Raw genomic sequence first — 25449 nt, forward strand, 5'->3', positions numbered from 1 at the left:
AGACAGGAGCGTCGGCGGCCTTCGGCCGCCAGCGCGCGCGGTCCGCGTAGCGGGCCGCCTTGATCCAGTAAGGAAACTTTGAACAGCTCGGCTGCTACTCCTCCTTGGCCGCTGCTGCGAAGCGTCCTAGCACTGTCCCCTCGTCCATGTCGCTCGCACCCCTGCATGCCCTAGATCGTGGCGATTCATTCGGGTTCGTCTCGCAGATCGCCGAACTCTGTCCACAGGCTGGCCGGTTCAGAGTTCCGACATGCCGATTTCAAGAGGGCGTGGTTCGAGATGTCCGCGGGTTTCTGCACAGGATGAAAGCGGCGTTCGGCGTGGTGTCGCACGGGTTTTGCGCTGCTCGCATTCGTGGCTGTGTCCCTGGGCCTCGGCTTCGGAAGCGCCGAAAAGTTATCCACAGTTGAGGTGTCCAGTCTGGCGATACGGGGCGCTTCGAAAGAAGTCCGGCCCTGGCTGTCACATCCGGGGCCTGGCCGATCCCTTCTCTGTATGGATGCGGTGGTGTCCGCTTTCGGTGATCAGCTGGCGCTTGCGCCGGGTGGTCCGGCACGTGAATGAGAGGGGAGGCGTTTCGGTGACCTGGGTCGCTGAGCGGTGGTGTCACACCGTCGCTGCTTTCGACACCTCTATGGGTGATCCCCGCTCCTGCCTGTTTCCGGAGATGGCGGGGCCACATAGCACGAGAACGGCTTTTGGCCAACCACCGTTTTTCCGGATCCTGTTGGAGTGCCCCGAGCGAACGACAGGAGGTGGCGCGGGTCGTGTGTGGCGGCGGGTTTCTAGCAGAAAAGTCCGGCCTGGCCAAACCGGCGTTCGTCCGGAACATGGGGCGCGTTCGGGAAGGTGTCCGGTTGGCGTGGTGTGCTGCGGCCGCATGGAAGGAGGCGGGATTTTGGCACGGGATGACGGACTGAGGAAATCCGGGGACGGCTGGTCTGGTGATGGTCCCGCCGGGCGGTCCGGTGCGGGTGCGTGCTCGATGGGAGGGCAGGTGCGAAATGGCGGCGGAAGGTAACACGGAAACGCCGGTTAGCGAAACCGGCCTTTCTCCGGATCCTTGTGGCTACCAGCGCGGGGCGAATGGCCTTGCGGCGAACGGATGGAGGCGGTGTGCCGTGCACCAGGCAGGACGCGTAAGCGGATCGCTTCGCCGTGGGGCGGGATTCTGGAGGGGCGTGGCCCGCAGGGCGGGAAGTGCCGCTGTGATCGCTGCGTATCGCGTGCACGGTGGTGGCGAGTGCCTGGAAGGTGGCGCTGGTTGCTTCGGCTGGCCGGCGGCCTCTGGTGAGTGGAGCCGCGCTTGCCGTGTCTCTTCGGTGCCTTACTGCGCTGCTTGCTTCGCCTTCTGGGGGCTTACCGCGGGCCTTGCCGGGGCGGTTGTGCCGCTTCCGTTACCAGTGCGGGCCGATTCGGTAAGCGGGGCGGTAAGGGCGCTAGAGCTGACTGGGGTGCAAGCGAAATGACGCGTAAGACGGGGATGCACACGATGAACGAGAACGAACTGAAGACCTCGGCGGCCGGGCAGGGGGCAGATGTATTCGCCCTGATCCGGGAGATGACCGCGATGGCGGGGCGTCTGAGTGAGGAAATACGGGCGGTACGGGAAGACGTGGCGGAGCTGCGGAAGAACCGGGGGCCGGCCTAGCGCTGCTTTCGCTCGGCCTTCAGCTCGTCCACTTCCTTGCGTAGGCCCTGAACTTCGGCGTTGAGGGTGCGCAGCTGTTCGTTAAGGGCGTGGAGCGCCTCGGGGATGGATCCGGCGGCTTGGCTGTCTTCCGGGTCCGCCCCCGCCTCCGCCTTCTGCTCAATTCCCTCGGCCGCGTCGGCGTCGCTGCGGTGCCCGCCGGGCTGGTCGGCTACGTAACTGCCGCGCCCCTGCACGGTGTAGATCAGCCCCTCTTCACGCAGCACGCGCAGCGCGGAGCGCGCTGTCATGTTGGCGATGTTGAACCTCTCTTGCAGCTTGCTGTGTGAGGGCAGCTGCTCGCCGGCCTTGAGTCTGCCGGTCTCAATATCGCGCCGGATGGCGTCGGCTGCCTGCTGGTAGGGCGGGCGTGGGTCGTGCTGGCTCGCTGGCGTCATGCCTCTCAGGGTAGCCCGCGTTAGCCCTGCTAACCCAGGGAACGCCATGCAATAACAGGGCTAGCTGACGCATCTCTAGCTCGGTGACTTGACTGGGCTAGCTAGGCTATGTATCAATGGAGTCATCAAGCGCTGCACACGGCGGCGCCGAACGAAAGGGAGCAGCACATGGCTCGCACGACGATTCGCGTTGGTCTGACGGCAGAGACCCAGCTCATGTCCGGCTCTCTGCCCGTGCCGAAGTGGGCGGACCAGGAGAAGGGGGAGCGTGCCCTCGACCGGGAGACCAATGCCCCGCTGTACACGGTGATGATCTTCCTGATGGAGGGTGAGCGCGCCGAGGCGCTGAAGGTGACCGTTCCGCAGCCGGGTCTGCCCAACGGCCTCAAGCCCGGTATGCCGGTCAAGACTGTGGACCTGATGGCTACCCCCTGGGCCAACTTGTTCAACGGTCAGGTGTCCTCGGGCGTCGCTTACCGCGCCAACGCGCTGGTGATCGACACCCCGGCCTCCGAGGCGCAGGGCAAGTGAGGGACTTCATTCCGGGCTGGGATCGGTCCTATCCGGTCCCGGCCCCCCTCCCGGACCCCCGTTTCAGCGAGCAAGTGACGCATGACGTGGCGGCCGTGCTGGTCGCTCACGGATTCCCCCCGGTCATCAACGACTTCGACTGGGGCGACCTCGATTCGGCCCTGTGGGGCTTCCTCTACGGAGAACGGAAGTAGATATGACACTGAACGAACTCAACGCCTACGCCCCGGTGGTGGTGGCGTTGATACTGACCGTCTTCGCGGTCATGGCGGCCGTGTGGCTGGGCCGCTACATCGCGGCGGATCGCACGATGCGAGCCAGCATCCGTCAGGCGGTCCGGGTGCGTCGGGGCTGGAAGCGTCTCGCGCAGATGGCCGGACTGTCGGTCACGGACAAGATGCCCACCGCGCTGGCGGCTTTGACCACCACCGAAACCAACAAGGCGCCGAAGCCGCGGGTACTGACCCCGGCGCTGAAGGTGAAGCCGGACCGCTTCGGGATCGTGGCGCGGGCGAACTGCCTGCCCAAGGTCGGCCTGGAAGAGTTCCAGAAGGCCACCCCGTACCTGGCTGACGCCTGGCGTTGCGCCCGCGTCTCCGTAACGCCCGACGGCCCCGGCCAGGTCGTCATCCGGGGAGTACGCGTTGATCCTTTGGCCTCCCCGACCGAGCATGTACCCACCGGAAAGGCTCCGGAAGATCTCGCCACCTGGCATCTGGGCGTGGACGGGTATGCCCAGCCGGTGACGGTGGCGCTGAGCAACGTTCCGGGTGTGACGGTGGCCGGCCTGCCCGGCTACGGGAAAACCTCGCTGATCAACAAGTTCATCTGCGACTGCGCACCCTCGCCGGAGATCCAGTTCGCGGTAGCCGACGGCAAGGTGTCCGCGGCCTACGAAGGTGACTACGCCGACCTGATGCATCGTCTGTTCGCCTTCGTCGGAGACGACCTGGAGGAAGCCAACGCGCTGTTCAAGCGGCTCGTGAAGCTGCGCCGGGAACGCTCGGCCAGCATCAAGGACGTGCTGGGCGTGAAGAACATGTGGAAGGTCGGGCCCTCGGAGAACTGGCCGCTGACGGTGCTCATCATCGATGAGGCGCATACCTACTTCCGCGACTACAAGGGCAACGACGCGCAGACCAAGAAGCTGGCTGCCCTGGCTGCGGAGAACGCCCGCCTCGTCGAGGACCTGGTCAAGAAGGGCCGCAGCGTCGGCATCCTCGTCATCCTCGCCACGCAGAAGAGCACCGGGGACGCGATCCCCACGTTCATCCGGGACGTGTGCCCGGTGGGCCTGAGCTTCGCGCAGAAGACTGCCGAAGCCTCCGTGGCCGCCCTCGGTGACGACATCCGCAACTGGCCCGACGCCAACCCGGTAAACCTCCAAGACCCCAACTACGTCGGCGTTGCCTCGATGGCCTTGCAGGGCCGCCCCGGCTTCATCCGCCTGCGCACCCCGTACGTGGATGACACGCACGCCGCCGAGATCGCAGGCGCCACCGCGCACCACACCTACGACCCGCAAAAGCTCCTCGACTACTACGCCGCCTCCTACCTCGACACAGGTGTCGACCTAGACAAGGGGGACGACGACACGCCGGAAGCGGCCTGACCCAACGCCCCTACCCCCGCGAGCACTTGGAAGGAGGTGAACCCTTATGTCTGAGGACCGGATCACACAGCGCACCGTGACCGTGGTCATGGCCATCATCGCTGCCCTGGCGTTCGTCTTCTCCTTCGGCAACGTCTGGTCCCTGGCTCTGCGCCTGGGCGTCCCCGCCCCGGTCGCCCCGCTGATCGCCCCCATGGTCGACCTGTCGGTCGTCGGCCTCTTGGTGGCTCTGCGCTACCTCTCCCTGCGCGGCGTTGAGGCCGAGCAGATGCGCTCCGCCACCCGGCTGATGCACCTGTCGGGACTGCTGACCCTTGCCCTCAACATCGCCGAACCCCTCATCGCCCACCACTGGGGCCGCGCTGCGGTAGACGCTGTCGCACCGCTGCTCCTCCTCGGCTGGGGAGCGGTGGGCCCGCAGCTCCTGCGCCACTTCCACACCGTGACCACCACGGCCCCGGCATCCGCCGAGACAACCCCGGCCCCGGCCCCTGCCCCGGCTCTGGAACCCGTCGATGCGGCTCCCGTCGCCGCGCCCGCGCCGACCCCGGCCCCTGCTCCGGCAAGAGCGGCCACCGCTGCTGATGCGGCCTCTGTGCCTGCTCCACTGCTGGAGGAAGCGCGCGAGATCGCCGCATCCCACCAGGCCGAACACGGCAAGCCCATCACGGCCGCCCAGCTCAAGACCCGACTGGGCGTCGGCCCCCGGCTCGCCACCGCCGCGCACGCGGCCTGACCCTCTGCCGGCCTCTCGGCACCCTCCCCGCCCTGCCCGTAACCGGGCTCGGTCCGGCATGCCTCCGGGCAGCAACCGCCTGCGCATTCGGTCGCTGCCCGGAGGCGTCCTACCGGAGGCTTCCCACCCTCACACCAGGAAGGACACCCCGCACCCCATGACCAGCCATCTGGACCTGCGCCATGTGGTCAGCCCCGCCATGCGGGACCTGGTAGAGCTCGCCAACCTCCAAGACTTCGACCGCGTGCAAGAACAGGTCCGCAACCTGCGCGGCTGCACCCGCCCGGTCAACCTCATCGGCCACACCGCCACCCTCGACGCCACCACGAACACCGTCCTGCGCTCGTACGCCACCGCCAACGAGCCCACCGGACGCCTGCTGACCGCCTGCGGGAACCGCCGCTCCTCCCGCTGCCCGGCATGCTCCCGCCTCTACGCCGCCGACACCTACCACCTGATCAAGGCCGGCCTCTCCGGTGGCAAGACCGTCCCCGAAACGGTCCGCACCCACCCCCGCGTCTTCGCCACCCTCACCGCCCCCTCCTTCGGCTCCGTCCACAACCGCCCCACCGAAGGCGGCAAACTCCGCGCCTGCGCCTGCGGAGCCCAACACGCCGAAGATGCACCAGAGTTGGGAACACCGCTCCGCTCTTCGACCTACGACTACACAGGCGCCGTGCTCTGGAACGCCCACGCGGGCGCCCTGTGGGCACGCTTCACCACCTACCTCCGCCGCGCCCTAGCCGCCCACCTCGGCATGACCCAAAAGGCACTGAACGCCGCCCTGCGCGTCTCCTTCGCCAAGGTCGCCGAGTACCAAAAGCGCGGCCTCGTCCACTTCCACGCGGTCATCCGCTTCGACGGCCCCGAAGGCAGCAACCAGCCCCCGCCCTCCTGGGCCACTATCGACGCACTCAAAGCCGCCATCGAGCACGCTGCCGAGAACACCGTTCTCACGGTGACTTCCGACCACACCGGAGACCGCGAAATCCGCTGGGGCGACCGCCTCGACGTGCGCGAGATCACCGCACTTGGCGACGGCGAACTCACCGACAAGGCCGTTGCCGGATACGTCGCCAAGTACGCCACCAAAAGCGCCGAAGACTCCGGCACCGTGGACCGCTCCCTCGTCTGCGCCCCCTGCGGCGGACGCGGCTACCTGCGCGGTCCCGACGGCTTCCGCGACCTGTGCGCCGACTGCGACGGCACCGGACAGGCCGAACCCCTCAAAGCCCTCCCCGTACAGCGCCACGTCCGCCAGATGATCCGCACCGCCTGGGCCCTCGGCCACCTCCCGGAATTCGCGGACCTCAAGCTCTGGAAGTGGGCGCACATGCTCGGATTCCGCGGCCACTTCTCCACCAAATCCCGCCGCTACTCCACCACCCTCGGCGCGCTGCGCGACGTACGCAAAGCCTGGCGCACCGCACAGGCCGAGCAAGCCCGAACCGATGCCGGCCTTCCCACCCCCGACGAGAACACGACCCTCGTCACCGAATCCTCCTGGGCCTATCTCGCCTCCGGCTACCGCCCTGGCGAAGAACTCCTGGCCGCCCAAGTCCGCCACGAGATCACCGAAGCCCGTGAGCTTGCCGAACGCGTCAAGACAGAAGGGGAGGTATGGCAGTGACAGCCATCGCGCTGGAACGCACAGAGCCCCCTTCCGCCTCGAAGCCCGCGCCTCACAAGCGTTACGCGCGCGAGTCTGAAGAGAAGTGGGCGGCGGCAGTGCGTCGGGAGGCTGCCAAGTTCCCGACACAGATAGGGCCGAGGAGCGCGGCACGTCTTGCGCAGCTCCTCGGCCCGTGAGGGTCGTTAATCCCTTAGGCGCGCAGGGTTCCGTCCATGACCGAGACGGCTCTTCCGGAGAGGTGGACACGGTCGCCGTGCAGGGCAGTGCGGACCAGGCCCGTGCGCTCGGACGCCTGGAGGCCGGTGAGCCTGTCACGGCCGAGTCGAGCCGACCAGTAGGGGGCGAGCACGGTGTGCGCGCTGCCCGTGACGGGGTCCTCCGGGATGCCGCTGGCCGGCGCAAAGAAACGGGACACGAAGTCGTACTCCAGCCCGGGCTCAGCCGAGGGGCCTGTGACGATGACGCCGCGCAGGCCCGTGCGGCGGGTCAGATCGGCTACCGCTTCCCAATCCGGGGTCACAGCCCGGACGGTGGCCTCGTCGGGCAGGACCACCAGCAGATCACCGAGGGCTGGAGCGTGGAGGGTGGCCTCGGGTTGGGCCGCCAATGCCTCAGGCAGCCCGTCCGGCACGGGGGTTGCGGTTCCGGGTGCGGCCGGAAAGTCCAAAGTGATGCTGCCTTCCTCATCGGCGTGCGTGACGAGGATGCCGTGCTGCCGGCTGCTGAACCGCACGGCTCCGAGGAGCCCCCGCTCGGTGCGCAGCACGTGCGCCGTGGCCAATGTGGCGTGACCGCACAGTTTGGCCTCGACGAGCGGGGTGAACCAGCGGATGGCCCAGTCAGCTTCGGCCTTGGCGGGCAGTGGGAGAGCGAACGCAGTCTCTGAGTGGTTCATCTCGGCCGCGACCTGCTGCATCCAGGCGTCTGCCGGCCACGGCCCGGCGGGCAGGAGACACACCCCCGCCGGGTTCCCGGCGAAGGCACGGTCGGTGAACGCGTCGACGACGTGAAATCGCATGCCAGGAACGTAGTTATGCGAGAAAAGCGCCCTCCAGGTCCAATCTGTGACGAGTGGACCGACTGCGGGTCGGGGCACACGTGACGGCTTCGGGCCCCGAGGCGATTCCAGCAGATTGATCAGGACCCAATACGCGCCCTAGTCCAAGGGGTTCGGCTTGATCGCGATCCGGTCAGTGTCGAAGTTGCCGACCCCGGACGCTGGGCCGATGACGATGCCCCCGAACAGGAACCGGTAGATCGCGTTCATGCGGGCGTAGTCCTCTTCCTTCTCCAACCGCTTCCAGTTCTCTTCGGCGTCCGGTCCCGCGACGCCTTCCAGGACGGCCACCGGCCGTACGACGGTCCGCTTCTGCCGCTCCTTCATCCGTGCCTCGATCTCGCGCCGTTTCTGCCGGTACTCGCGCGTGGGCATCTCATCGGCGTCCCACATCGCGTACAGGTCCTTGAGCTTCTGCGCGTCCCTCTCGTCCGCCTCCACATCGATGGTCGGCCTGGTGGTCGCTGCGGGCGTCCGGCCGCTGATGTCCAGCTTCGACAGCACATCGACGGCGACGGCACGCGCGAAACGCTCCAAGGGCTCCGCCGCAATCGTGCGCTTGCAGGCCGTACCGTCCACGGCCACCCGGCGGGTACAGCGGTACTCGGGCACGCTTCCGGAGTTGCCGGCCATCGTCCGGCCGCAGGTGCACATGACGACGCTGCGCAGCATGTAGTAGCGCGTCCGGTTGTTCTTCTCCGCCGACCGCTCTGCGCGGAACTTCCGCTTCTCCTGCGCCTCGTCCCACTGGCCCCGGTCGATGATCGCGGGCCAGTTGCCGACGCCGTGTTCCTCACCACGGAACATCCGGATACCGACGACATGCCGCGAGTCGATCAGTGCCCGTACGGTGTCGGGCCCCCACGTCTTCCCCAGCGCGGTCGTGATCTGCCGCTCGTTGAGGTCGCGGGCGATGGCGCGCGGTGACTGCCCGGCGAGGAACCGCCGGAAGACTTCGCGGATGATCTCGGCTTCTGCCTCGATGATCTCCAGGCCGTTCTTCGTGTACCCGTAGCGGCGGCGGCCTGTGTGCGGCGTGCCGGCTTTGGCCCGGTCGTCCATCGCGTCCTTCAAGCGGCGTGAGGTGTCGTCCGAGGAGCGGCAGGCATGGGCCACCTCGATACGGAGGATGAACCGGTCGTCGGGGTCGGTGAGGTCGCGTCGGTTCGCCTCGCCGTGCAAGGTGATGCGGTTGGTGTCGGAGATGGTCAGCAGCTCTTCGAGGTCCCTCGGCTGCCGCATGAGCCGGTCAGGGTGGTAGGCGATGAGGTGGCGGATCCGGCCTTCCTCCATCTCCTTGAGCATGGCGTCCCACCCGGGGCGCTTGCGGTCCCTGCGCCATGCGGAGCTCAGCCGACCTTCCAGCCGGTGAAGGAGAAGGTCTTGCCGGCCGAGCCGATGGTGACGGTGCGCTCGCGCATGCCGGGGAACGAGGCGAGGGGGAGGTGCTCGCCCTCGAAGACGAGGTGCTCGTAGACCTCGTCCGTGACGACCAGGAGGTCGCGCTCCACGGCCAGTTCGGCGACGGCGGTGAGTTCGTCGCGGGTCAGGACGGTGCCGGTGGGGTTGTGCGGGGTGTTGAGGAGGATGAGGCGGGTGCGGTCGGTGACCGCGTCGCGCAGCTCGTCGAGATCGAGGTGGTACGTGCCGGTCTCGGGGGACGGGCGCAGCGTCACCGGGACGCGGCTGCCGCCCGCCATCGCGATGCAGGCGGCGTACGAGTCGTAGTACGGCTCCAGGGCGACGACCTCGTCGCCCGGTTCGAGGAGGGCGAGCAGCGAGGCGGCGATGGCCTCGGTGGCGCCGGCGGTGACCAGGACCTCGGTGTCGGGGTCGTACGACAGCCCCAGGTGCCCGTAGAAGCGTTGCTGGTGGGCGGCGACGGCGGTGCGCAGCTCGGGGATCCCGGGGCCCGGGGGGTACTGGTTGCCGCGGCCGTCCCGCAGGGCGCGCACCGCCGCTTCGCGGACCTCCTCCGGGCCGTCGGCGTCCGGGAAGCCCTGGCCGAGGTTGATGGAGCCGGTGCGTTGGGCGAGCGCCGACATCTCGGCGAAGATCGTGGTGCCGAAGGCGGCGAGGCGGCGGTTGAGCAGCGGTCGGTCCATGCGCGCCATCCTGCGCCGAACCTCTGGACTTCCTCAACTGTGCTTTGAGCCCTCCTGGGCGGGGCATCAGCCCCTGCACGACAGACCATGAGGCCGCCGGAGAGCGCGGCCGGCGGCGCGGGACGGCGCCGCGGCGGCGCACCGGCGCCGGACGGAGCGATGCCTCGCTTCGGGGGAACGGAAGGAGTGTGAGGCAGGAATGATGGGCCTGTTCTTTTTCGCGGTGATCTGCGTGGTGGTGCTGGGGCTGGTGGGGGTGGCTTCGCGGGGCGGCTCCGGCCGGAAGCGGAGTGGGTACGGCGCGTCCAAGGGCTCCCGGAGCAGGGGTGGCGACGGGGGCGGCAGCTGGTGGGCGGCGGGGGCCGGCGACGTCGGTTCCGGTTCGAGCGGCGGGCACCACCATCACCACTCGTGCGGTGGTGGCGGCGGCCACCACGGCGGCCATTCCTGCGGCGGGCACTCCTCCTGCGGCGGTGGCGGCTGCGGCAGTTCCTGAGGGGCCGCTCTGAGGTGACCCTGACCGACCCCTGGGGGAACTCGCACGAATGTGCCCACGGTCGCTGCGTGGGTTCCGCGCGCGGTCGCGGGCACTCCGCTTTTCCTGGTGGAAATGGCCGTTGTGTCGCGCTCGTACCCGGTCTCCGGCGGCACACATGCGGGGCGCCCATGCTGCCTTGCATATGCGTCCGGAGCATGGCGTGAAACGTTCAACGCCCTTTGTGGGATTGGTGGTTGAACAGGTGAACTGCATGGCCCTCTAGGGGATGGAAACCCGGCGAAGATGGGTAAAATCGCTGTGGGCGGCGCGCCATTCGTGATTCCCTCTCCCGTGAGAATCCCCCAGTTCTCGGACCCCACGTGGGCACGAGCCGGCAGGCAGTAGTGCATCCCTGATCCTTCTCGGGCGGACCGGCCCACCATCCACTGCGTGCTTGCGGAGCCGACCCATGCTCACGACCCTGAAAACGGCGTATACCGATACCCGCGCATCCGATCTCGCCTGGGCCCTGGGCAGGGAACCCCTGCCGGCCCTGGCCGTACTGAATCTCCAACTCGACGACGCCCGCGTGCAGTTGAGGCTGCTCGGGGCTTCCCATCAGGTGCTGCTGGAAGAGGAGCACGGCAACTGTTCCGAGACGGTCGCCTGTATGCCGGGCAGCAGCACGCCGCTGCCGCTCGGCGTGGCCAAGCGGCTGGGGGACTGGGAGTACGAGTTCGCCGCGCACGTCGAGACGCTGTCGCGCGGCTCGTTCGCCGGGCGGGCGCAGGAGCTCCTCGCCCTGGTCGCGGAGCATCCGCACGGCCTCGCCGGCACCTTCCCGGGCTCGCCGCACGCCTTCACCGCGATGCTGGCGCAGCGTCAGCAGGGGCAGGTGCGCTGGCGGACCTGGCATGCCTACCCACAGGAGGGGCGTTTGGTGGCGACCCGTACACGGGTGGGAGTGCGGGCGGTGGTCGCGGCCTGAGGGGTGCCTGAGGGCGCCGGAGGTGGTGCGTGAGGCCCTGGTTGCGCCGTGGTCGTAGAGGTGTCAACTGGTGCGTGCGGCACCGAGAGTGCACTCGTGTGGGTGACATAGGGCCACCTCGTCGTCACGTAGCGTTCATGTCATGATCGACCCGCCAGAGCCTTTCCTCGTCGGCGCCCTCGGGCCGCCCGAGGCCATGACGCCGGCCCGGCTGCCGGTGCCGTCCGGGCTCGGCCGGCTGCTGGTGCTCGCGGTGGTCTTCGTCTGCGCGGCCTGCGGTCTGGTCTACGAACTCGAACTGGTCGCCCTGGCAAGCTACTTGATCGGCGACTCGGTCACCCAGGCGTCGGTCGTACTCTCCGTGATGGTCTTCGCGATGGGGGTCGGCGCGCTGCTGGCCAAGCGGCTGCGCTGCCGCGCCGCGGTCGGCTTCGGGGTGGTCGAGACGATCCTCGCGCTGGTCGGCGGCAGTTCCGCGATGGCGCTCTACGCCTGCTTCGCGTGGTTCGGGCAGTCCCGCTCCGCGCTCGTCGGCTTCTCGCTGGCGATCGGCACGCTGATCGGCGCCGAGGTGCCGCTGCTGATGACGCTGATCCAGCGGGTGCGCCGGCAGGACGCGGGCGGCGCGGTGGCCGATCTGTTCGCCGCCGACTACGTGGGCGCACTGGTCGGCGGGCTGGCGTTCCCCTTTCTTCTGCTGCCCTGCCTGGGCCAGTTGACCGGTGCGCTGGTCACCGGCGGGATCAACGCGGTGGCCGGCTCGGTGCTGGTGCTGTGGCTCTTCGGGCGCGAGCTGACCGCCCGTACGCGCTGGCTGCTGCTCGCCGCCAACGCGCTGGTGCTCGCGCTGCTCGCCACCGGTGTGGTGCTGGCCGAGCCGTTCGAACAGGCCGCCCGGCAGGCGGTGTACGGGGACGCGGCCCGGGTCGCGGTGCAGACCGGCATCCAGGAGGTGGTGCTGACCGGCGGTACGGGCGGATCGCGCGGCGGCGCGAGTGGTGCGGGGCGGGGGAGGAAAGGTTCCGGCAGGCCGCTGGAGCTGTATCTCGATGGGCGGTTGAAGGTCAGCGCGGTCAACGAGTTCCTCTACCACGAGGGGCTGGTGCACCCGGCGATGGCGGGTGGCCCGCACCGCCGGGTGCTGGTCCTGGGCGGCGGCGACGGCCTCGCGGTGCGCGAGCTGCTGCGCTACCGCACGGTCCGCTCGGTCACCGTCGTCGAGATCGACCCGGGGGTGGTGCGGCTGGCGCGCACGGACCCCGGGCTGTCGGCGCTCAACGGGCGGGCGCTGCGCGATCCGCGGGTGCGGGTGGTGACCGCCGACGCGTTCAACTGGCTCCGGCGGCAGGGCGCTTCGGGCCACCGGCCGCGCCCGGAGCGGTACGACGTCATCGTCTCCGATCTGCCGGACCCGGGGATCACCGCGAGCACCAAGCTCTACTCCCAGGAGTTCTACGGCCTCGCCCTGCGGCTGCTCGCCGACGACGGCCGGATGGTGGTGCACGCCGGACCGCCGTGTGCCCGGCCGCAGACGTACTGGACGGTGGACGCGACCCTGCGGTCGGTGGGCCTGGCGACCCTCCCGTACCGCATCCCCGGCCGGCTCTCGGACTTCTCGGGCGGCCCCGACCGCTCGGTCGCGCCGTACACCGTGTTCGGACGGCCCGGGACGAGCGACCGGGCGCCCACGACGGTGCCGCACCTCTGGCGGGTACCGCCCGCCGCCCCGCCGGGCGGGGTCCGGTACTGGGGCTTCCTCCTGGCCGCTCGGCAGCCGCCGCGGCTGGCCTCGGCGCCCGACGCCCCGCCGGCGGCGTCCGTCGTCCTCGGCGAGGTGCGGGCCGGGCGGCAGGGCGCGGTACGGGACCGGATCCCCGGCCTGGCGCCGTCGACGCTGATGCGTCCCCGGTATCTGGAGTGAGCCGCCGGCTCGACCCGAACACCACGGACATCCACCAAGGGCTCCCCGTGGCGCTGACGAAGGAATTAGGCTCCCATGACATGGAGCATGAGGTGTACGTTCCGTTTCCCGTCGGGACCGTGCGGCAGGCACTCACCGAGCCGGAGCGGGTGGCGCGCTGCGTCCCGGGAGTCCAACTCGACGCCGATGCGGCCCCGCACCGTCCCGAGGGCCGGCTGCGACTGCGCGTCGGGAGCTCCACCATCACCTACCGCGGGGCGCTGACCGTCAGCGGCGGCGCGGCGGACGGTGGCACCGGTCCGCTGACCGTCGAGGCGACCGGCGCCGAGACACGCGGCGACGGCGCGGTGTCGCTGACGCTGACCGTGGGACTGTCCGCCGCCAGCGAGCCCGGCCCGGGGACGCTGCTGACGTGCCGGGGCACGGTCCGCAGCGACGGCCGGCTGGCCGATGCCGACGGCCAGGCCGCGCGGACCGCCGGACGCCGGCTGCTGGACCGCTTCGCGGAGAACCTCACGGCCGATCTGGAGGAGCGGCCGGTGGCGGAGCCGGAGGCCGGCGCCGGGCCGGTGCCGCAGAGCGTCTTCGACACCGAGGTGCCGCCGCCGGCGCTCGCCCCGCCCAGCGACGCGGAGGACGACGTCAGCGTCGTCGCGGACGCCGAGGAGGCGGCCGCGGCCGACGCGGTGGACGACTTCTCCGTCGAGGACGTCGATGGTGCTGATGACGTCATCGACGGAGACGACGCCGACGACGAGGACGACCTCGGCGACGAGCCGGGGGACGACCTGGCCGCGCCGCACGGTATCGGTGCCGGGCACGGCACCGTGCCCGCGGAGGCCGCGCACGCCCGCCGGACGATGATCGGGCGCAGCGCGGAGGAGGTGGACCACGCCCCGCCGCGCGGCCGGTACGCGCCGGTGCCCGCGCCCGAGACGAGTGCGGGCTCGGCGACGCTGCGCTGGGCGGCGCCCGCCGCCGCGGTGGTGCTGGCGTCGGCGGTGGTCGTCGGCCGGGTGCTGCGGCGGCGCCGCTGACGCGGGCGGTCTCCGTCCGGCCGTCCCCCTGCCGGTGGCCGTGGACCGGCGGGGCCGCCGGTGCACCGCTAGGGTCGCTTCCGTGAGCACCGAGAACACCACGCAGAGCGCGGCCGGTTCGCGCGGGGCGGACGGCGTACGGCTGGCCGCCCGAGACACCGAACTGACCGTCCACCCGGAGAACGGCTGCCGGATCGGCGGTCTGCGCGTCGACGGCACGGAGCTGCTGCGGCAGGGCGACAAGTACGGCTGCTTCCCGATGGTGCCGTGGTGTGGCCGGATCGAGAACGGCCAGTTCCGCAACGGCGCCGAGCGGCACCAGATGCCGGTCAACTCGCCGCCGCACGCCATCCACGGCACCGGTCGCGACGTCCGCTGGCGCACCGTGCGGACCGGCGGCACCGCGGCTGCCTTCACCTACGAGCTGACCGATCCGGCGGCCCCGTGGCCGTATCCGGGGACCGTCACCCAGGTCGTCGAGCTGGCCGAGGACGGCGGTTCGCTGACGCTCACCATGGGCGTCGAGGCGACCGGCGACTCCTTCCCGGCGCAGGCCGGCTGGCACCCGTGGTTCCTGCGCAACCTCGGTACGGGCGGGGACGTGAGCGTCGACTTCGCCGCCGAGTGGCAGGAGGAGCGCGGGCCGGACCATCTGCCGACCGGCCGCCGGATCCCGCAGCGGCCCGGTCCCTGGGACGACTGCTTCGGAATGCCGCGCGGTGTCGAGGTGACGCTCACCTGGCCGGGCCGTCTGGAGCTGACGGTGTCCAGCCGCGCCGAATGGGTCGTGGTCTACGACGAGCAGGAGGCGGCGGTCTGCGTCGAGCCGCAGTCCGGCCCGCCGAACGGCCTGAACACCACCCCGCGCCTGGTCACCCCGATCGATCCGCTGGAGATCTCCACGACGTGGGCCTGGCGGGCGCTGTAGCCGGCGGGCCCGGCCGTCCACGCGCTCTGTCTTAAGCTCATGCGCATGACTGACGACGTGCGCGGCGAGCTGCTGCAGCAGATCAAGGACAAGGCCGTGGTGCACGGCAAGGTGACGCTTTCCTCCGGCAAGGAGGCCGACTACTACATCGACCTGCGCCGGATCACCCTCGACGGCCAGGCGGCGCCGCTGGTCGGTCAGCTGATGCTCGACATCACCGCCGATCTGGAGTACGACGCGGTCGGCGGGTTGACGCTCGGCGCCGACCCGGTGGCCACGTCGATGCTGCACGCCGCCGCCGCGCGCGGCCGGCGGCTGGACGCGTTCGTGGTGCGCAAGGCGCAGAAGACCCACGGTATGCAGCGCCGTATCGAGGGTCCGGACATCACCGGCCGCCGGGTGCTGGTCGTCGAGGACACCTCCACCACCGGTGGCTCGCCGCTGACCGCCGTCGAGGCGGCGCGGGAGGCCGGGGCCGAGGTCGTTGCGGTTGCGACGATCGTTGACCGGGGTGCCGCTTCGGCTCTTGCCGACGCCGGGCTTCCGTACATCACCGGATACCAGCTCGGGGACCTCGGCCTCAGCTGAGTACCGGTCCGCGGAGCGGGCTCTGACCTGGGGTTTTGAGGCAGGTGCGGCGTGCTGGGGGCGAACCGGCACGCCGTTTCACGTGAAACCCGGCAGGCCGTTTCACGTGAAACGGCCTGCCGTACGCGCGGGCCCGCCGGACGGGCGATGTGGAGCTGTGCAGCGAGTCTGGGAAGATGTGCCACGGCGAAGTCGTCGCCCCCTGGTCAGGGCCAAGAACGCACACCCCGCACATACAAGGAGCGGACAGATGCCCATCGCAACTCCTGAGATCTACAACGAGATGCTGGACCGGGCGAAGGCGGGCAAGTTCGCCTACCCGGCCATCAACGTGACCTCGTCGCAGACCCTGCATGCAGCGCTGCGCGGTTTCGCCGAGGCCGAGAGCGACGGCATCATCCAGATCTCCACCGGTGGTGCCGAGTTCCTGGGCGGTCAGTACAGCAAGGACATGGTGACCGGCGCCGTCGCGCTCGCCGAGTTCGCGCACGTCGTGGCCAAGAAGTACGACATCACCGTCGCACTGCACACCGACCACTGCCCCAAGGACAAGCTGGACGGCTACGTCCGCCCGCTGCTGGACGTCTCCGCGGAGCGCGTCGCCAAGGGCGAGAACCCGCTGTTCCAGTCGCACATGTGGGACGGCTCGGCCGAGACCCTCGCCGACAACCTGGCCATCGGCCAGGAGCTGCTGGCCAAGGCCGCCGCCGCCAAGATCATCCTTGAGGTCGAGATCACCCCGACCGGTGGCGAGGAGGACGGCGTCACCCACGAGATCAACGACGAGCTCTACACCACGGTCGAGGACGCGCTGCGTACCGCCGAGGCGCTGGGCCTGGGCGAGAAGGGCCGCTACCTGCTCGCCGCCTCCTTCGGCAACGTCCACGGCGTCTACAAGCCGGGCAACGTCGTGCTCCGTCCCGAGCTGCTGAAGGACCTCCAGCAGGGCGTCGGCGCCAAGTACGGCAAGACCGCGCCGTTCGACTTCGTCTTCCACGGCGGCTCCGGCTCCACCGAGCAGGAGATCGCCACCGCGCTGGAGAACGGCGTGGTCAAGATGAACCTGGACACCGACACCCAGTACGCCTTCACCCGCCCGGTCGCGGACCACATGTTCCGCAACTACGACGGCGTGCTGAAGGTCGACGGCGAGGTCGGCAACAAGAAGACCTACGACCCGCGCAGCTGGGGCAAGCTGGCCGAGGGCGGGATGGCCAAGCGCGTCACCGAGGCGTGCGCCAACCTGCGCTCCACGGGCACCAAGCTGAAGTAGGCACAGCGGTTCACCAGGGCCCCGTATCCGTTCCGGGTACGGGGCCCTGCCGCGTCCCGGGCCCGTGCGGTCGCCCGCGGATCGGGGCATGCTCACGGTATGAGTGAGCCGCGCCATGGATGAGCCCGGTGGGATCCGGCTGGCCTCGCCGCAGGGCCGCTGGGTGCTGGCGACGGCCGTGCTGGGGTCGGGCATGGCGATGCTCGACACCACGGTCGTCAATGTCGCGCTGCCGAGGATCGGCGCGGACCTCAACGCGGATCTCGCGGTCCTCCAGTGGACCGTCACCGCCTACATGCTCACGCTCTCCTCGCTGATCCTGCTGGGCGGGGCGCTGGGCGACCGGCTCGGGCGGCGCAAGGTCTTCGTCATCGGAGTCGTGTGGTTCGCGGTGGCCTCGCTGGTGTGCGGGCTGGCGCCGAACGCCGGGGTGCTGGTCGCGGCACGGGCGCTCCAGGGCGCCGGCGGGGCGCTGCTCACCCCCGGCTCGCTCGCGCTGATCCAGGCCGTCTTCCATCCGGACGACCGGGCGCGGGCGGTCGGCGCCTGGTCGGGGCTGGGCGGGGTGGCCGCTGCGGTCGGTCCGTTCATCGGCGGATGGCTGGTGGACGGGGCCGGCTGGCGATGGGTGTTCTTCCTGAACGTGCCGCTGGCGGCGGTCTGCGTGCCGGTCGCGCTGCGGCACGTACCGGAGACCCGGGAGCGGGGCGCGCGCGGGGTGCGCGGCTTCGACGTACCGGGCGCGGTGCTCGGCGCGCTGGCGCTGGCCGGGGTGACCTACGCGCTGATCGCGGCGCCGGGACGGGGCGTCGCGCCGGGAGTGATCGGGCCCGCGGTGGCCGGGGTGCTGCTCGGGGTGGCGTTCGTCCGAGTGGAGCGCCGACGGGCCGATCCGATGCTGCCGCCGGAGATCTTCGCCGGCCGGCAGTTCACCGCGGTCAACGCGGTGACGGTGTGCGTCTATGGCGCGTTCGGCGGGTTCTTCTTCCTGACCGTGCTGCAGCTCCAGGTCGTCGCGGGCTACTCCGCGCTCCAGGCCGGTACGGCGCTGCTGCCCACGACCGTGCTGATGCTCCTGCTGTCCGCCCGCTCGGGCGAGCTGGGCCAGCGCATCGGCCCGCGGATCCCGCTCACCGCCGGCCCGGTGCTCTGCGCGGCCGGGGTGCTGCTGATGACCAGGGTGGGCCCGGGCGCGTCCTACGTCACCGATGTGCTGCCCGCGCTGGTGGTGCTGGGCGCCGGCATGGTGACCCTGGTCGCCCCGCTCACCGCCACCGTGCTGGCCTCGGTGGACGTGGACCGGGCGGGCCTGGCCAGCGGCATCAACAACGCGGCGGCCCGGGCCGCGAGCCTGATGGCGGTGGCCGCGCTGCCGCTGCTGGCCGGGATGGGCCCGGGGGCGTACCGCTCGTCGGCCGAGTTCTCGGCGGCCTTCCGGCGGGCCATGCTGCTGTGCGCGCTCGTGCTGCTGCTGGGCGCGCTGACCGCCTGGCTGACCGTCCGCAGCGACGTCCTGCAGGCCCCGGAACCGTGCCACGCAGAGTGCACGTACCACTGCGGCGTGAGCTCCCCGCCCCTGGACCCGGGCGAGGCCAACCCCGGACAGGGGCAACCCCCCGGCGCCCCCGAACCGTAGTCGGCCGCACCACACCAACCCCCACCACCGTTTCTTCCCACCACCCACGGCAGGGGACGGGCCGGAGGGGCGGGGTGTCCGGACCTAAAGCGAAGCAGTCCGGACACCCCGCCCCGGGGGCCCGTCACCGCACCCCGAAAGCCCCGCGCAGCGGATAAAAACCACCACGGCGGGGCACCCGACAACGTGGGAACCCGGCCAAGCGCAGCGGAACGGCGGGAAAGCCAAAAACGTGGGATGCAGCCCAGCGCGGCGCCCAGGCAATACTGAGACCATGCCCATTCACGAGAACCTGCTCGGGGGACCGCCCCCGACCCATCTGCCCGACGACCCCGAGCCCCGCGAGCTGCTCGCGTCGGGTACGGCCCCGTCCGATGTCGCCGCGAAGTACCCGACCTCTTCGCTGGCCTGGGCCCAGCTCGCGGACGATGCCTTCCAGGCCGGCCGGACCGTCGAGTCGTACGCGTACGCCCGTACCGGCTACCACCGCGGGCTGGACTCGTTGCGCCGGGCCGGCTGGAAGGGCCACGGCCCGGTGCCCTTCGAGCACGAGCCCAACCGCGGCTTCCTGCGGGCGCTGCACGCCCTCGCCCGCGCCGCTCAGGCGATCGGTGAGCAGGACGAGTACGAGCGTTGCTCGGCCTTCCTGCGGGACTCCTCGCCGACCGCGGCCGACACGCTGTCCTGACGGAACACGTCGTCCTCACGGGAACACGTCGCCCTGACAGGAGCGCCTGCGCCCGCCGTACGGGGTGGGACGGGGGCCCGGGAGCCCGGTGTCCCAGGGGCCGGCCGCGTGTCCGCGGCCGGCCCCTGCGCGGTGTCATGGCCGGCCCTTGCGCGGTGGTGGTCCAGCACCGATGATTTCAGTGGGCCGGGTCATCCCGAGCCTGAGGGGACCGGGGCTCCCGTGCCGACAAGGAAGGAGCGGACCGCTACCCGGAGTTCGCACCTGAGGAGTCCCTCATGTCGCATCCGTCTCCCACCGATCCCGCGCACCGCCCGCCGGCGCCGGCCACCGAGGTCCCTGAGGCCGCCGAGGCCCCCGAGGCGGACCCGCCGTTCGGCCCCGATCTGAGCATCGGCAGCAGCACCACCACCCCGTACGAGGACTACGTCCAGGCGCGTGTCCTCACGCATCTCCAGCAGCCGCACTCCGACGACCCCGGCGAGATGGTCTTCCTGGTCACCACCCAGGTCATGGAGCTGTGGTTCACCGTCATCGTCCATGAGTGGCAGACCGCCGCCGACGCGCTGCGGCGCGACGATCTGCCGGTGGCGATGGACGCGCTGCGCCGTTCCACGTACGAGCTGGAGGCGCTGAACGCCGCCTGGAAGCCGCTCGCCCGGCTGACCCCGGCGCAGTTCAACTCCTACCGCGCCGCGCTCGGCGAGGGCAGCGGGTTCCAGTCCGCGATGTACCGGCGGCTGGAGTTCCTGCTCGGCGAGAAGTCCGCGTCGATGCTGGTGCCGCACCGCGGCGCCGCGCAGGAGCACGCCGAACTGGAGAAGGCGCTCCAGGAACCGAGCCTGTACGACGAGGTGCTGCGGCTGCTGGCGCGCCGCGGCCACGCCGTCCCGGCGGCCGTGCTCCGGCGGGACCCGGCGCTGCGGTACGAGCCGGACCCGGCCGTCGAGGCGGTGTGGGCCGAGATCTTCGCCGGCCCGCAGGAGTCCGAACTGGTCCGGCTCGGCGAGCTCTTGACCGATGTCGCCGAGCTGGTCTGGCGCTGGCGCAACGACCATTTGGTGGCGACCCGGCGGGCGATGGGAGCGAAAATGGGTACCGGTGGGTCCGCGGGAGTCGCCTGGCTGGAGAAGCGGGCCCGCAAGAACGTCTTCCCCGAGCTGTGGACGGCGCGAAGCCATGTCTGAGAGTCCTGAGAACAGCAGGAGTCCCGAGAACAGCAGGAGTCCCGAGAAGAGCGGGAGTCCTGAGAGCAGCGGGAGTCCTGAGAGCAGCGGGGCACAGCGCCCCGAGGGTGCCGGGAGCCCGGAGCGCGCCGTGACGCCGCGGCGGTCCGCGGGCCCTTCCGGTGGTTTCGGCCCGCGCAAGGAGGCGGCGCGCGCCGCGGAGCTGGACGCGGCCGGGCCGCTCACCGCCACCCGCGACCGCTTCGTCCTCGACGAGGACACCGTCTATCTGGACGGCAACTCGCTGGGCGCGCTGCCCCGCTCGGTGCCCGGCCGGATCGCGGAGGTCATCACCCGTGAGTGGGGTGAGCTGCGTATCCGGTCCTGGACCGAGTCGGGCTGGTGGACCGCACCCGAGCGGGTCGGCGACCGGATCGCACCGCTCATCGGGGCGGCGCCGGGCCGGGTGGTGGTCGGCGACTCGACCAGCGTCAACATCTTCAAGGCGGTGGTCGGCGGCATCCGGATGGCCGGAAAGGGCTGTACGGAAATCCTGGTCGACGCCACGACCTTCCCGACCGACGGCTACATCGCGCGCTCGGCGGCCCGGATGGCCGGTCTCGCGGTGCGCCCGGTCGAGCCCGCGCGGATCGCCGACGAGGTCACCGAGCGGACCGCGCTCGCGCTCGTCAACCACGTCGACTACCGCACCGGGGAACTCAACGACCTGCCCGGCATCACCGCCGCGCTGCACTCCGCGGGCGCGCTCGCCGTCTGGGACCTGTGCCACAGCGCCGGTGCGCTGCCGGTCGGGCTGGATGCGCGCGGGGTGGATCTCGCCGTCGGCTGCACGTACAAGTACCTCAACGGCGGCCCGGGTTCGCCCGCGTACCTCTACATCCGGGAGAGCCTCCAGGAGCGGTTCGAGTCGCCGCTGCCCGGTTGGAACTCGCATAGCGACCCGTTCGGGATGGAGCCCGGCTACACCCCGGCCGACGGCATCCTGCGCGGCCGGGTGGGCACCCCCGACATCCTGTCGCTGCTGGCGCTGGAGGCGGCGCTGGAGGTGTGGGAGGACGTCTCCATCGAGGAGGTGCGCACCAAGAGCCTGGCGCTGACCGACTTCTTCCTGGAGTGCGTCAACGAGTACGCGCCGCCGGGCCGGGTCCGCTCGGTCACGCCGTACGAGCACCGGCGGCGCGGCAGCCAGGTGTCGCTGGAGGCGGTGGGCGCCGGTGAGGTGATGGACGAGCTCATCCGGCGCGGTGTGGTCGGCGACTTCCGCCGCCCGGACGTGCTGCGCTTCGGCTTCACCCCGCTCTACACGACCTTCGCGGACGCGGAGCGGGCGGCCTGGGTGCTCGGCGAGGTGCTGCGGGAGCAGGCGGACCGCGAGACGGCCGGGGGATCTGGGGCCGCGACGGCGGCGGGGCCGCCGGCCGCGGAGGGCCCGGCGTCCGGCGGAGGCGGCGACGGCGGGTGAGCGCGGCCGGCGAGGAGGCGGCGCTGCTGGGGCTCGCCCCGGTGGCGCCGGTCCGGACGGTGGCGTACGGGCCGCATCCGGACCAGGTGGTGGACCTGTACGGGCGGTGGCCGGAGCCGGAGCCGGAGCCGGGGTCCAGGGCTGGGGCCGGGGCCGGTCCCGGGGGCCCGTTGGTGGTGCTGCTGCACGGCGGGTTCTGGCGCGCGGCGTACGACCGGCGCCACCTGTCGCCGTGTGCCGCCGCGTTGGCCCGCCACGGCCTGCCGGTCGCCTTGGCCGAATACCGCAGGGTGGGCGCGGGCGGCGGCGCGCCGCGGACGTTCGCGGATGTGGCGGCGGCCATCGGCGCGGCGGTCGACGCGGCGGTCGGTGCGGTGCCCGGACCTGGGGCCGCGGCGGGGGCCGGCGGAAGGCCCGGTGGTGCGGCGGGGGCCGGCCCGGCCCGCCGCGGCGTCGTCCTCATGGGGCACTCGGCGGGCGGGCACCTCGCCCTGCTCACCGCATCCCGCCCCGGCCCGCCGGTGGCCCGGGTCGTCGCGGTCGCGCCGGTCGCCGATCTGGCCCGCGCCCACGAGCTGGGCCTGAGCGACGGCGCGGTCGCCGAGCTGCTCGGCGCCGGGCCGGGGTTCGCGGAACGCCTGGCCGCCGCGGACCCGATGGCCCACCCGCCCGCCGGCGTCCCGGTCACGCTGCTGCACGGCACCGCCGACCCGGACGTCCCGCCGGACCTCTCACGCCGCTACGCCGCCGCCCACCCCGCCGCCACGGAACTCCGCGAACTCCCGGGCGTCGGCCACTACGCCCCCGTCACGCCCGGCACCGCCGCCTTCCGCACCCTCCTCGCGCTGCTGGCCGACGAGGGCCGGCAGGCGGGCTGACCAGCGGGCTGACCGGCGGAGCGCGGGCCGGCGGGCGGGCGGAGCGGGTGCCGGCCGGCGGACACGGGGTGCCGGCCACCGGCCAGGCTGCCGTCCGCCCGGCGGGACGGCAGCCGAGGCAGGACCTCGGTCGAGGGCGGGCGTCGGTCGGGGCGGACGGCGGCCTGCCGGCCGGCAGGCCGCCGTGTCGGCGGCGGCCCGGTGTCACAGCCGTCTGTCTTGTGCTGGATATCCCTGGATATCCAGATGTGACTGATATGACCATGGCGTCGGCGGCGACCGCCCGCCGCCCCCTGTGACCTGCGGGGCAGTCCTGCCCGTCCGTGTAGTACTTGAGATGGAGGCCCGTAAATCCGCTTCCCTGGGGACGCCCGGGCGGCCGTCGCTGCTTACCGTTGTCTGCGTGAATGAGACGACCCAGACGCAGAGCACCCTGCGCTCGGAGGCACGCATAGCCCATGGCGCGCTGCACACGCTGCGCCAGGACCTGTTCGTCGACGCCTTCGCCCTCCGACCGATGCCGCCGCTGGACGACGCCAAGCTGGACCGCTGGGTGGGGTGGCTGCCGCGGCGGGTCAAGCGCGCGGCGCGCTGGCTGCCGCACTCCGCCGTCGGCTTCTTCGCGGTGTGCGTCTTCCTCGCGAGCTTCACCGCGGGCTACGAGATGGGCCCGATCCGCGGCGCGCTCGGCATCGTGTCCGCGCTGCTGCTCGCCGCGCCGCCGGCGCTCACCCTCTTCCGGCCGGTGGGCGCCTTCTGGCTGTCGCTGCTGGCGGTCGTCCTGGGGCTGGTCTGGATGCGGGTCTTCGGCCCGTACGGCAGCCCGTGGGGCGGTGCGGCCGTCGCCATCCACCTCGTCGTGATGACGCTGGTGGTGCTGCGCACCCGGCCGCGGCTGGCCGTGGAGATGTGGCTGGTCACCTTCGGGCTGGGCGGGGTGCTGTCGACGCTGGTCGGCGGCGGTGCCGCGGGCGACATGACCCAGGTGGCCTTCTTCTCCGGCGTCGTCCTCGTCTCCGCCGCGGCGATCCGCGCCTGGCGCGAGGAGCGCCGGCAGGTCGTCGAGACGCAGAACGTCACCGCCGAGGAGCGCTCCCGGCGCACCCTGCTGGAGGAGCGCGCCCTGATCGCCCGCGAGCTGCACGACGTCGTCGCGCACCACATGTCGGTGATCGCCATCCAGGCCGAGGCGGCGCCCTACCGGGTGGCGGACACCCCGCCCGAACTCGCCACCTCCTTTGCCACCATCCGCGAGAACGCGGTCGCCGCGCTCACCGAACTGCGCCGCATCCTGGGCGTGGTCCGCTCCGAGGATCCGGACGCCTTCGTCGAGAGCGATCCGGAGGCCCCGCAGCCGACGCTCGACAGCCTCGATTCGCTGCTGGGCAGCGTCCGCAGCGCCGGTCTGACCGTCGAGGCGGTGACCACCGGGGCGCCCCGGCCGCTGCCGCAGGGCGTCGAGCTGTCCGCCTACCGGATCGTGCAGGAGGCGCTGAGCAACACGCTGCGGCATGCGCCGGGTGCGGAGGCCCGGGTGGAGATCTCCTACGTCCTGGGCGGGCTCGGACTGCGGATCGTCAACGGCGCGCCGAGCCGGCTCGCCAAGCCGTCCCCGGGCGCCGGGCACGGGGTGCTCGGTATGCGGGAGCGGGTGCAGATGCTGGGTGGCGAGATAACGGCCGACCACACCGAGGACGGCGGGTTCGAGGTCGCGGCCTTCATTCCCGTCGCGCACACGGCGGGGGAGACCGCGTCGGGCAGGGGTGCCGCATGATCCGGGTACTGATCGTCGACGACCAGGTGATGGTCCGCGAGGGTTTCTCCGTGCTGCTGAACGCCATGCCGGACATCGAGGTCGTCGGCGAGGCCGTCGACGGCCGGCAGGCGGTGCACAAGGTGGCGGTCCTGCGGCCCGACGTCGTCCTGATGGACATCCGCATGCCGGAGATGAACGGTCTGGAGGCGACCCGCGAGATCGTCGCCGCCGACGCGGACGCCAAGGTCCTCGTGCTGACCACCTTCGACCTGGACGAGTACGTCTACCAGGCGCTGCGCGCCGGAGCCAGCGGCTTCCTCCTCAAGGACGCCTCGGCCGGCCAGCTCGCCGAGGGCGTGCGGATCGTCGCCTCGGGGGAGGCGCTGCTCGCCCCGACCGTCACCAAGCGGCTGATCAGCGAGTTCTCCCGGCTCGGCGCGCCCCGTGCGCCGGCCCAGGAGCGCATCGGCGACCTCACGGAGCGGGAGACGGAGGTGCTGGTGCTGGTGGCCCAGGGTCTGTCGAACGGCGAGATCGCGGCGCATCTCGTCGTCGCCGAATCGACCGTGAAGACGCATGTCAGCCGGATTCTCGTGAAGCTCGGGCTGCGCGACCGCACCCAGGCGGCGGTGTTCGCGTACGAGGCGCGGCTGGTGACGCCGGGCGGCTGAGGGCCGCGGACGGCCGGTGCGGCGGGTGGTACGGCGGGTGGTCCGCGCCATAGTGATCTCCTTTCCGGTGCGGGTGCGCCCGGTGCGCCGACCTGGTCCGCACACCGGGGCGGCACGTCGGCCGACGCTTCGGACGGCACTGTCCACAGGCTGTGGACGGTGCGGTGGGCCGGCGGGAGTGGGGGGGGGGGGGGGG

21 protein-coding genes and 1 pseudogene are annotated in these 25449 nt (G+C 71.3%); 18 read left to right on the forward strand and 4 right to left on the reverse strand.

The features are described 5' to 3' along the window. Nucleotides 1-1465: 1465 nt before the first annotated feature. Entirely contained in the window at nt 1466-1651 is a 186-nt protein-coding gene (locus ACO1BR_RS04215) for a hypothetical protein (protein WP_426793649.1), read from the forward strand. Here the strand turns inward: ACO1BR_RS04215 and ACO1BR_RS04220 are convergent. Next, nucleotides 1648-2088 (reverse strand): GntR family transcriptional regulator, encoded by a 441-nt coding sequence (locus ACO1BR_RS04220; protein WP_426793650.1) that lies wholly within the window; start codon nt 2086-2088, stop codon nt 1648-1650. The two genes, ACO1BR_RS04215 and ACO1BR_RS04220, sit on opposite strands and share 4 nt — an antisense overlap. A gap of 168 nt (nt 2089-2256) precedes the next feature. Here ACO1BR_RS04220 and ACO1BR_RS04225 point away from each other — a divergent pair, with 168 nt between their 5' ends. The 4 genes from ACO1BR_RS04225 to ACO1BR_RS04240 all read left to right on the forward strand — a co-directional run bounded on the left by ACO1BR_RS04225 (nt 2257) and on the right by ACO1BR_RS04240 (nt 6597). Next, nucleotides 2257-2619 carry a hypothetical protein gene (locus ACO1BR_RS04225; RefSeq protein ID WP_426793651.1) on the forward strand — a complete coding sequence of 121 codons (363 nt, stop codon included), beginning with the start codon at nt 2257-2259 and terminating at the stop codon, nt 2617-2619. Nucleotides 2620-2854: 235 nt separating this feature from the next. Continuing rightward, complete coding sequence (locus ACO1BR_RS04230; protein WP_426793727.1) at nt 2855-4231, forward strand: FtsK/SpoIIIE domain-containing protein; 1377 nt, start codon at nt 2855-2857, stop codon at nt 4229-4231. A 46-nt stretch (nt 4232-4277) separates the two neighbouring features. Next, a complete protein-coding gene (locus tag ACO1BR_RS04235; RefSeq protein WP_426793652.1) occupies nt 4278-4967 on the forward strand; it encodes a DUF2637 domain-containing protein in 690 nt (229 codons plus the stop codon). A 157-nt stretch (nt 4968-5124) separates the two neighbouring features. Beyond that, the gene (locus ACO1BR_RS04240; protein WP_426793653.1) at nt 5125-6597 is read left to right on the forward strand and encodes a replication initiator; all 1473 of its coding nucleotides are present in this window, start codon (nt 5125-5127) and stop codon (nt 6595-6597) included. A gap of 193 nt (nt 6598-6790) precedes the next feature. On the opposite strand, the gene ACO1BR_RS04245 is transcribed toward ACO1BR_RS04240, so the two are convergent. From ACO1BR_RS04245 to ACO1BR_RS04255, 3 genes and pseudogenes are all read right to left on the reverse strand, one after another. Next, on the reverse strand, nt 6791-7618 hold the full coding sequence (locus tag ACO1BR_RS04245) for a PhzF family phenazine biosynthesis protein (RefSeq protein WP_426793654.1): 828 nt from the start codon (nt 7616-7618) through the stop codon (nt 6791-6793). Between the two features lie 138 nt (nt 7619-7756). Beyond that, complete coding sequence (locus tag ACO1BR_RS04250) at nt 7757-9022, reverse strand: recombinase family protein (RefSeq protein WP_426793728.1); 1266 nt, start codon at nt 9020-9022, stop codon at nt 7757-7759. Beyond that, a pseudogene (locus tag ACO1BR_RS04255) lies at nt 9010-9762 on the reverse strand (aminotransferase class I/II-fold pyridoxal phosphate-dependent enzyme); the annotation flags it as partial. The pseudogene ACO1BR_RS04255 and the gene ACO1BR_RS04250, both read right to left, overlap by 13 nt. Before the next feature lie 947 nt (nt 9763-10709). Here ACO1BR_RS04255 and ACO1BR_RS04260 point away from each other — a divergent pair. The 13 genes from ACO1BR_RS04260 to ACO1BR_RS04320 all read left to right on the forward strand — a co-directional run bounded on the left by ACO1BR_RS04260 (nt 10710) and on the right by ACO1BR_RS04320 (nt 25253). After that, nucleotides 10710-11228, forward strand: a complete 519-nt coding sequence (locus ACO1BR_RS04260; protein WP_426793655.1) for a DUF2617 family protein — start codon at nt 10710-10712, stop codon at nt 11226-11228. A gap of 142 nt (nt 11229-11370) precedes the next feature. Further along, nucleotides 11371-13149, forward strand: a complete 1779-nt coding sequence (locus tag ACO1BR_RS04265) for a polyamine aminopropyltransferase (RefSeq protein ID WP_426793656.1) — start codon at nt 11371-11373, stop codon at nt 13147-13149. Between the two features lie 80 nt (nt 13150-13229). After that, nucleotides 13230-14186, forward strand: a complete 957-nt coding sequence (locus tag ACO1BR_RS04270; RefSeq protein WP_426793657.1) for an SRPBCC domain-containing protein — start codon at nt 13230-13232, stop codon at nt 14184-14186. Between the two features lie 82 nt (nt 14187-14268). Then, entirely contained in the window at nt 14269-15114 is an 846-nt protein-coding gene (locus tag ACO1BR_RS04275) for an aldose 1-epimerase (protein WP_426793658.1), read from the forward strand. 45 nt (nt 15115-15159) lie between these two features. After that, nucleotides 15160-15702 carry an orotate phosphoribosyltransferase gene (pyrE, locus tag ACO1BR_RS04280; protein WP_159502988.1) on the forward strand — a complete coding sequence of 181 codons (543 nt, stop codon included), beginning with the start codon at nt 15160-15162 and terminating at the stop codon, nt 15700-15702. 250 nt (nt 15703-15952) lie between these two features. Further along, a complete protein-coding gene (gene fbaA / locus ACO1BR_RS04285) occupies nt 15953-16975 on the forward strand; it encodes a class II fructose-bisphosphate aldolase (RefSeq protein WP_426793659.1) in 1023 nt (340 codons plus the stop codon). Nucleotides 16976-17090: 115 nt separating this feature from the next. After that, the gene (locus tag ACO1BR_RS04290; RefSeq protein WP_426793660.1) at nt 17091-18611 is read left to right on the forward strand and encodes an MFS transporter; all 1521 of its coding nucleotides are present in this window, start codon (nt 17091-17093) and stop codon (nt 18609-18611) included. Nucleotides 18612-18885: 274 nt separating this feature from the next. Further along, nucleotides 18886-19299: a DUF3151 domain-containing protein gene (locus ACO1BR_RS04295; protein ID WP_426793661.1), complete on the forward strand. Its 414-nt coding sequence runs from the start codon at nt 18886-18888 to the stop codon at nt 19297-19299. A 278-nt stretch (nt 19300-19577) separates the two neighbouring features. After that, complete coding sequence (locus tag ACO1BR_RS04300; RefSeq protein WP_426793662.1) at nt 19578-20486, forward strand: tryptophan 2,3-dioxygenase family protein; 909 nt, start codon at nt 19578-19580, stop codon at nt 20484-20486. 130 nt (nt 20487-20616) lie between these two features. After that, nucleotides 20617-21948 (forward strand): kynureninase, encoded by a 1332-nt coding sequence (kynU, locus tag ACO1BR_RS04305; protein ID WP_426793663.1) that lies wholly within the window; start codon nt 20617-20619, stop codon nt 21946-21948. Then, nucleotides 21945-22826: an alpha/beta hydrolase family protein gene (locus ACO1BR_RS04310; protein ID WP_426793664.1), complete on the forward strand. Its 882-nt coding sequence runs from the start codon at nt 21945-21947 to the stop codon at nt 22824-22826. Before kynU ends, ACO1BR_RS04310 begins: the two co-directional genes overlap by 4 nt. Nucleotides 22827-23229: 403 nt before the next feature. Beyond that, entirely contained in the window at nt 23230-24600 is a 1371-nt protein-coding gene (locus tag ACO1BR_RS04315; protein ID WP_426793665.1) for a sensor histidine kinase, read from the forward strand. After that, complete coding sequence (locus ACO1BR_RS04320; RefSeq protein WP_189299615.1) at nt 24597-25253, forward strand: response regulator; 657 nt, start codon at nt 24597-24599, stop codon at nt 25251-25253. Before ACO1BR_RS04315 ends, ACO1BR_RS04320 begins: the two co-directional genes overlap by 4 nt. Nucleotides 25254-25449 lie beyond the last annotated feature (196 nt).

The organism is Streptomyces sp. YGL11-2, from assembly GCF_050054615.1.
Classification (GTDB): domain Bacteria; phylum Actinomycetota; class Actinomycetes; order Streptomycetales; family Streptomycetaceae; genus Streptomyces.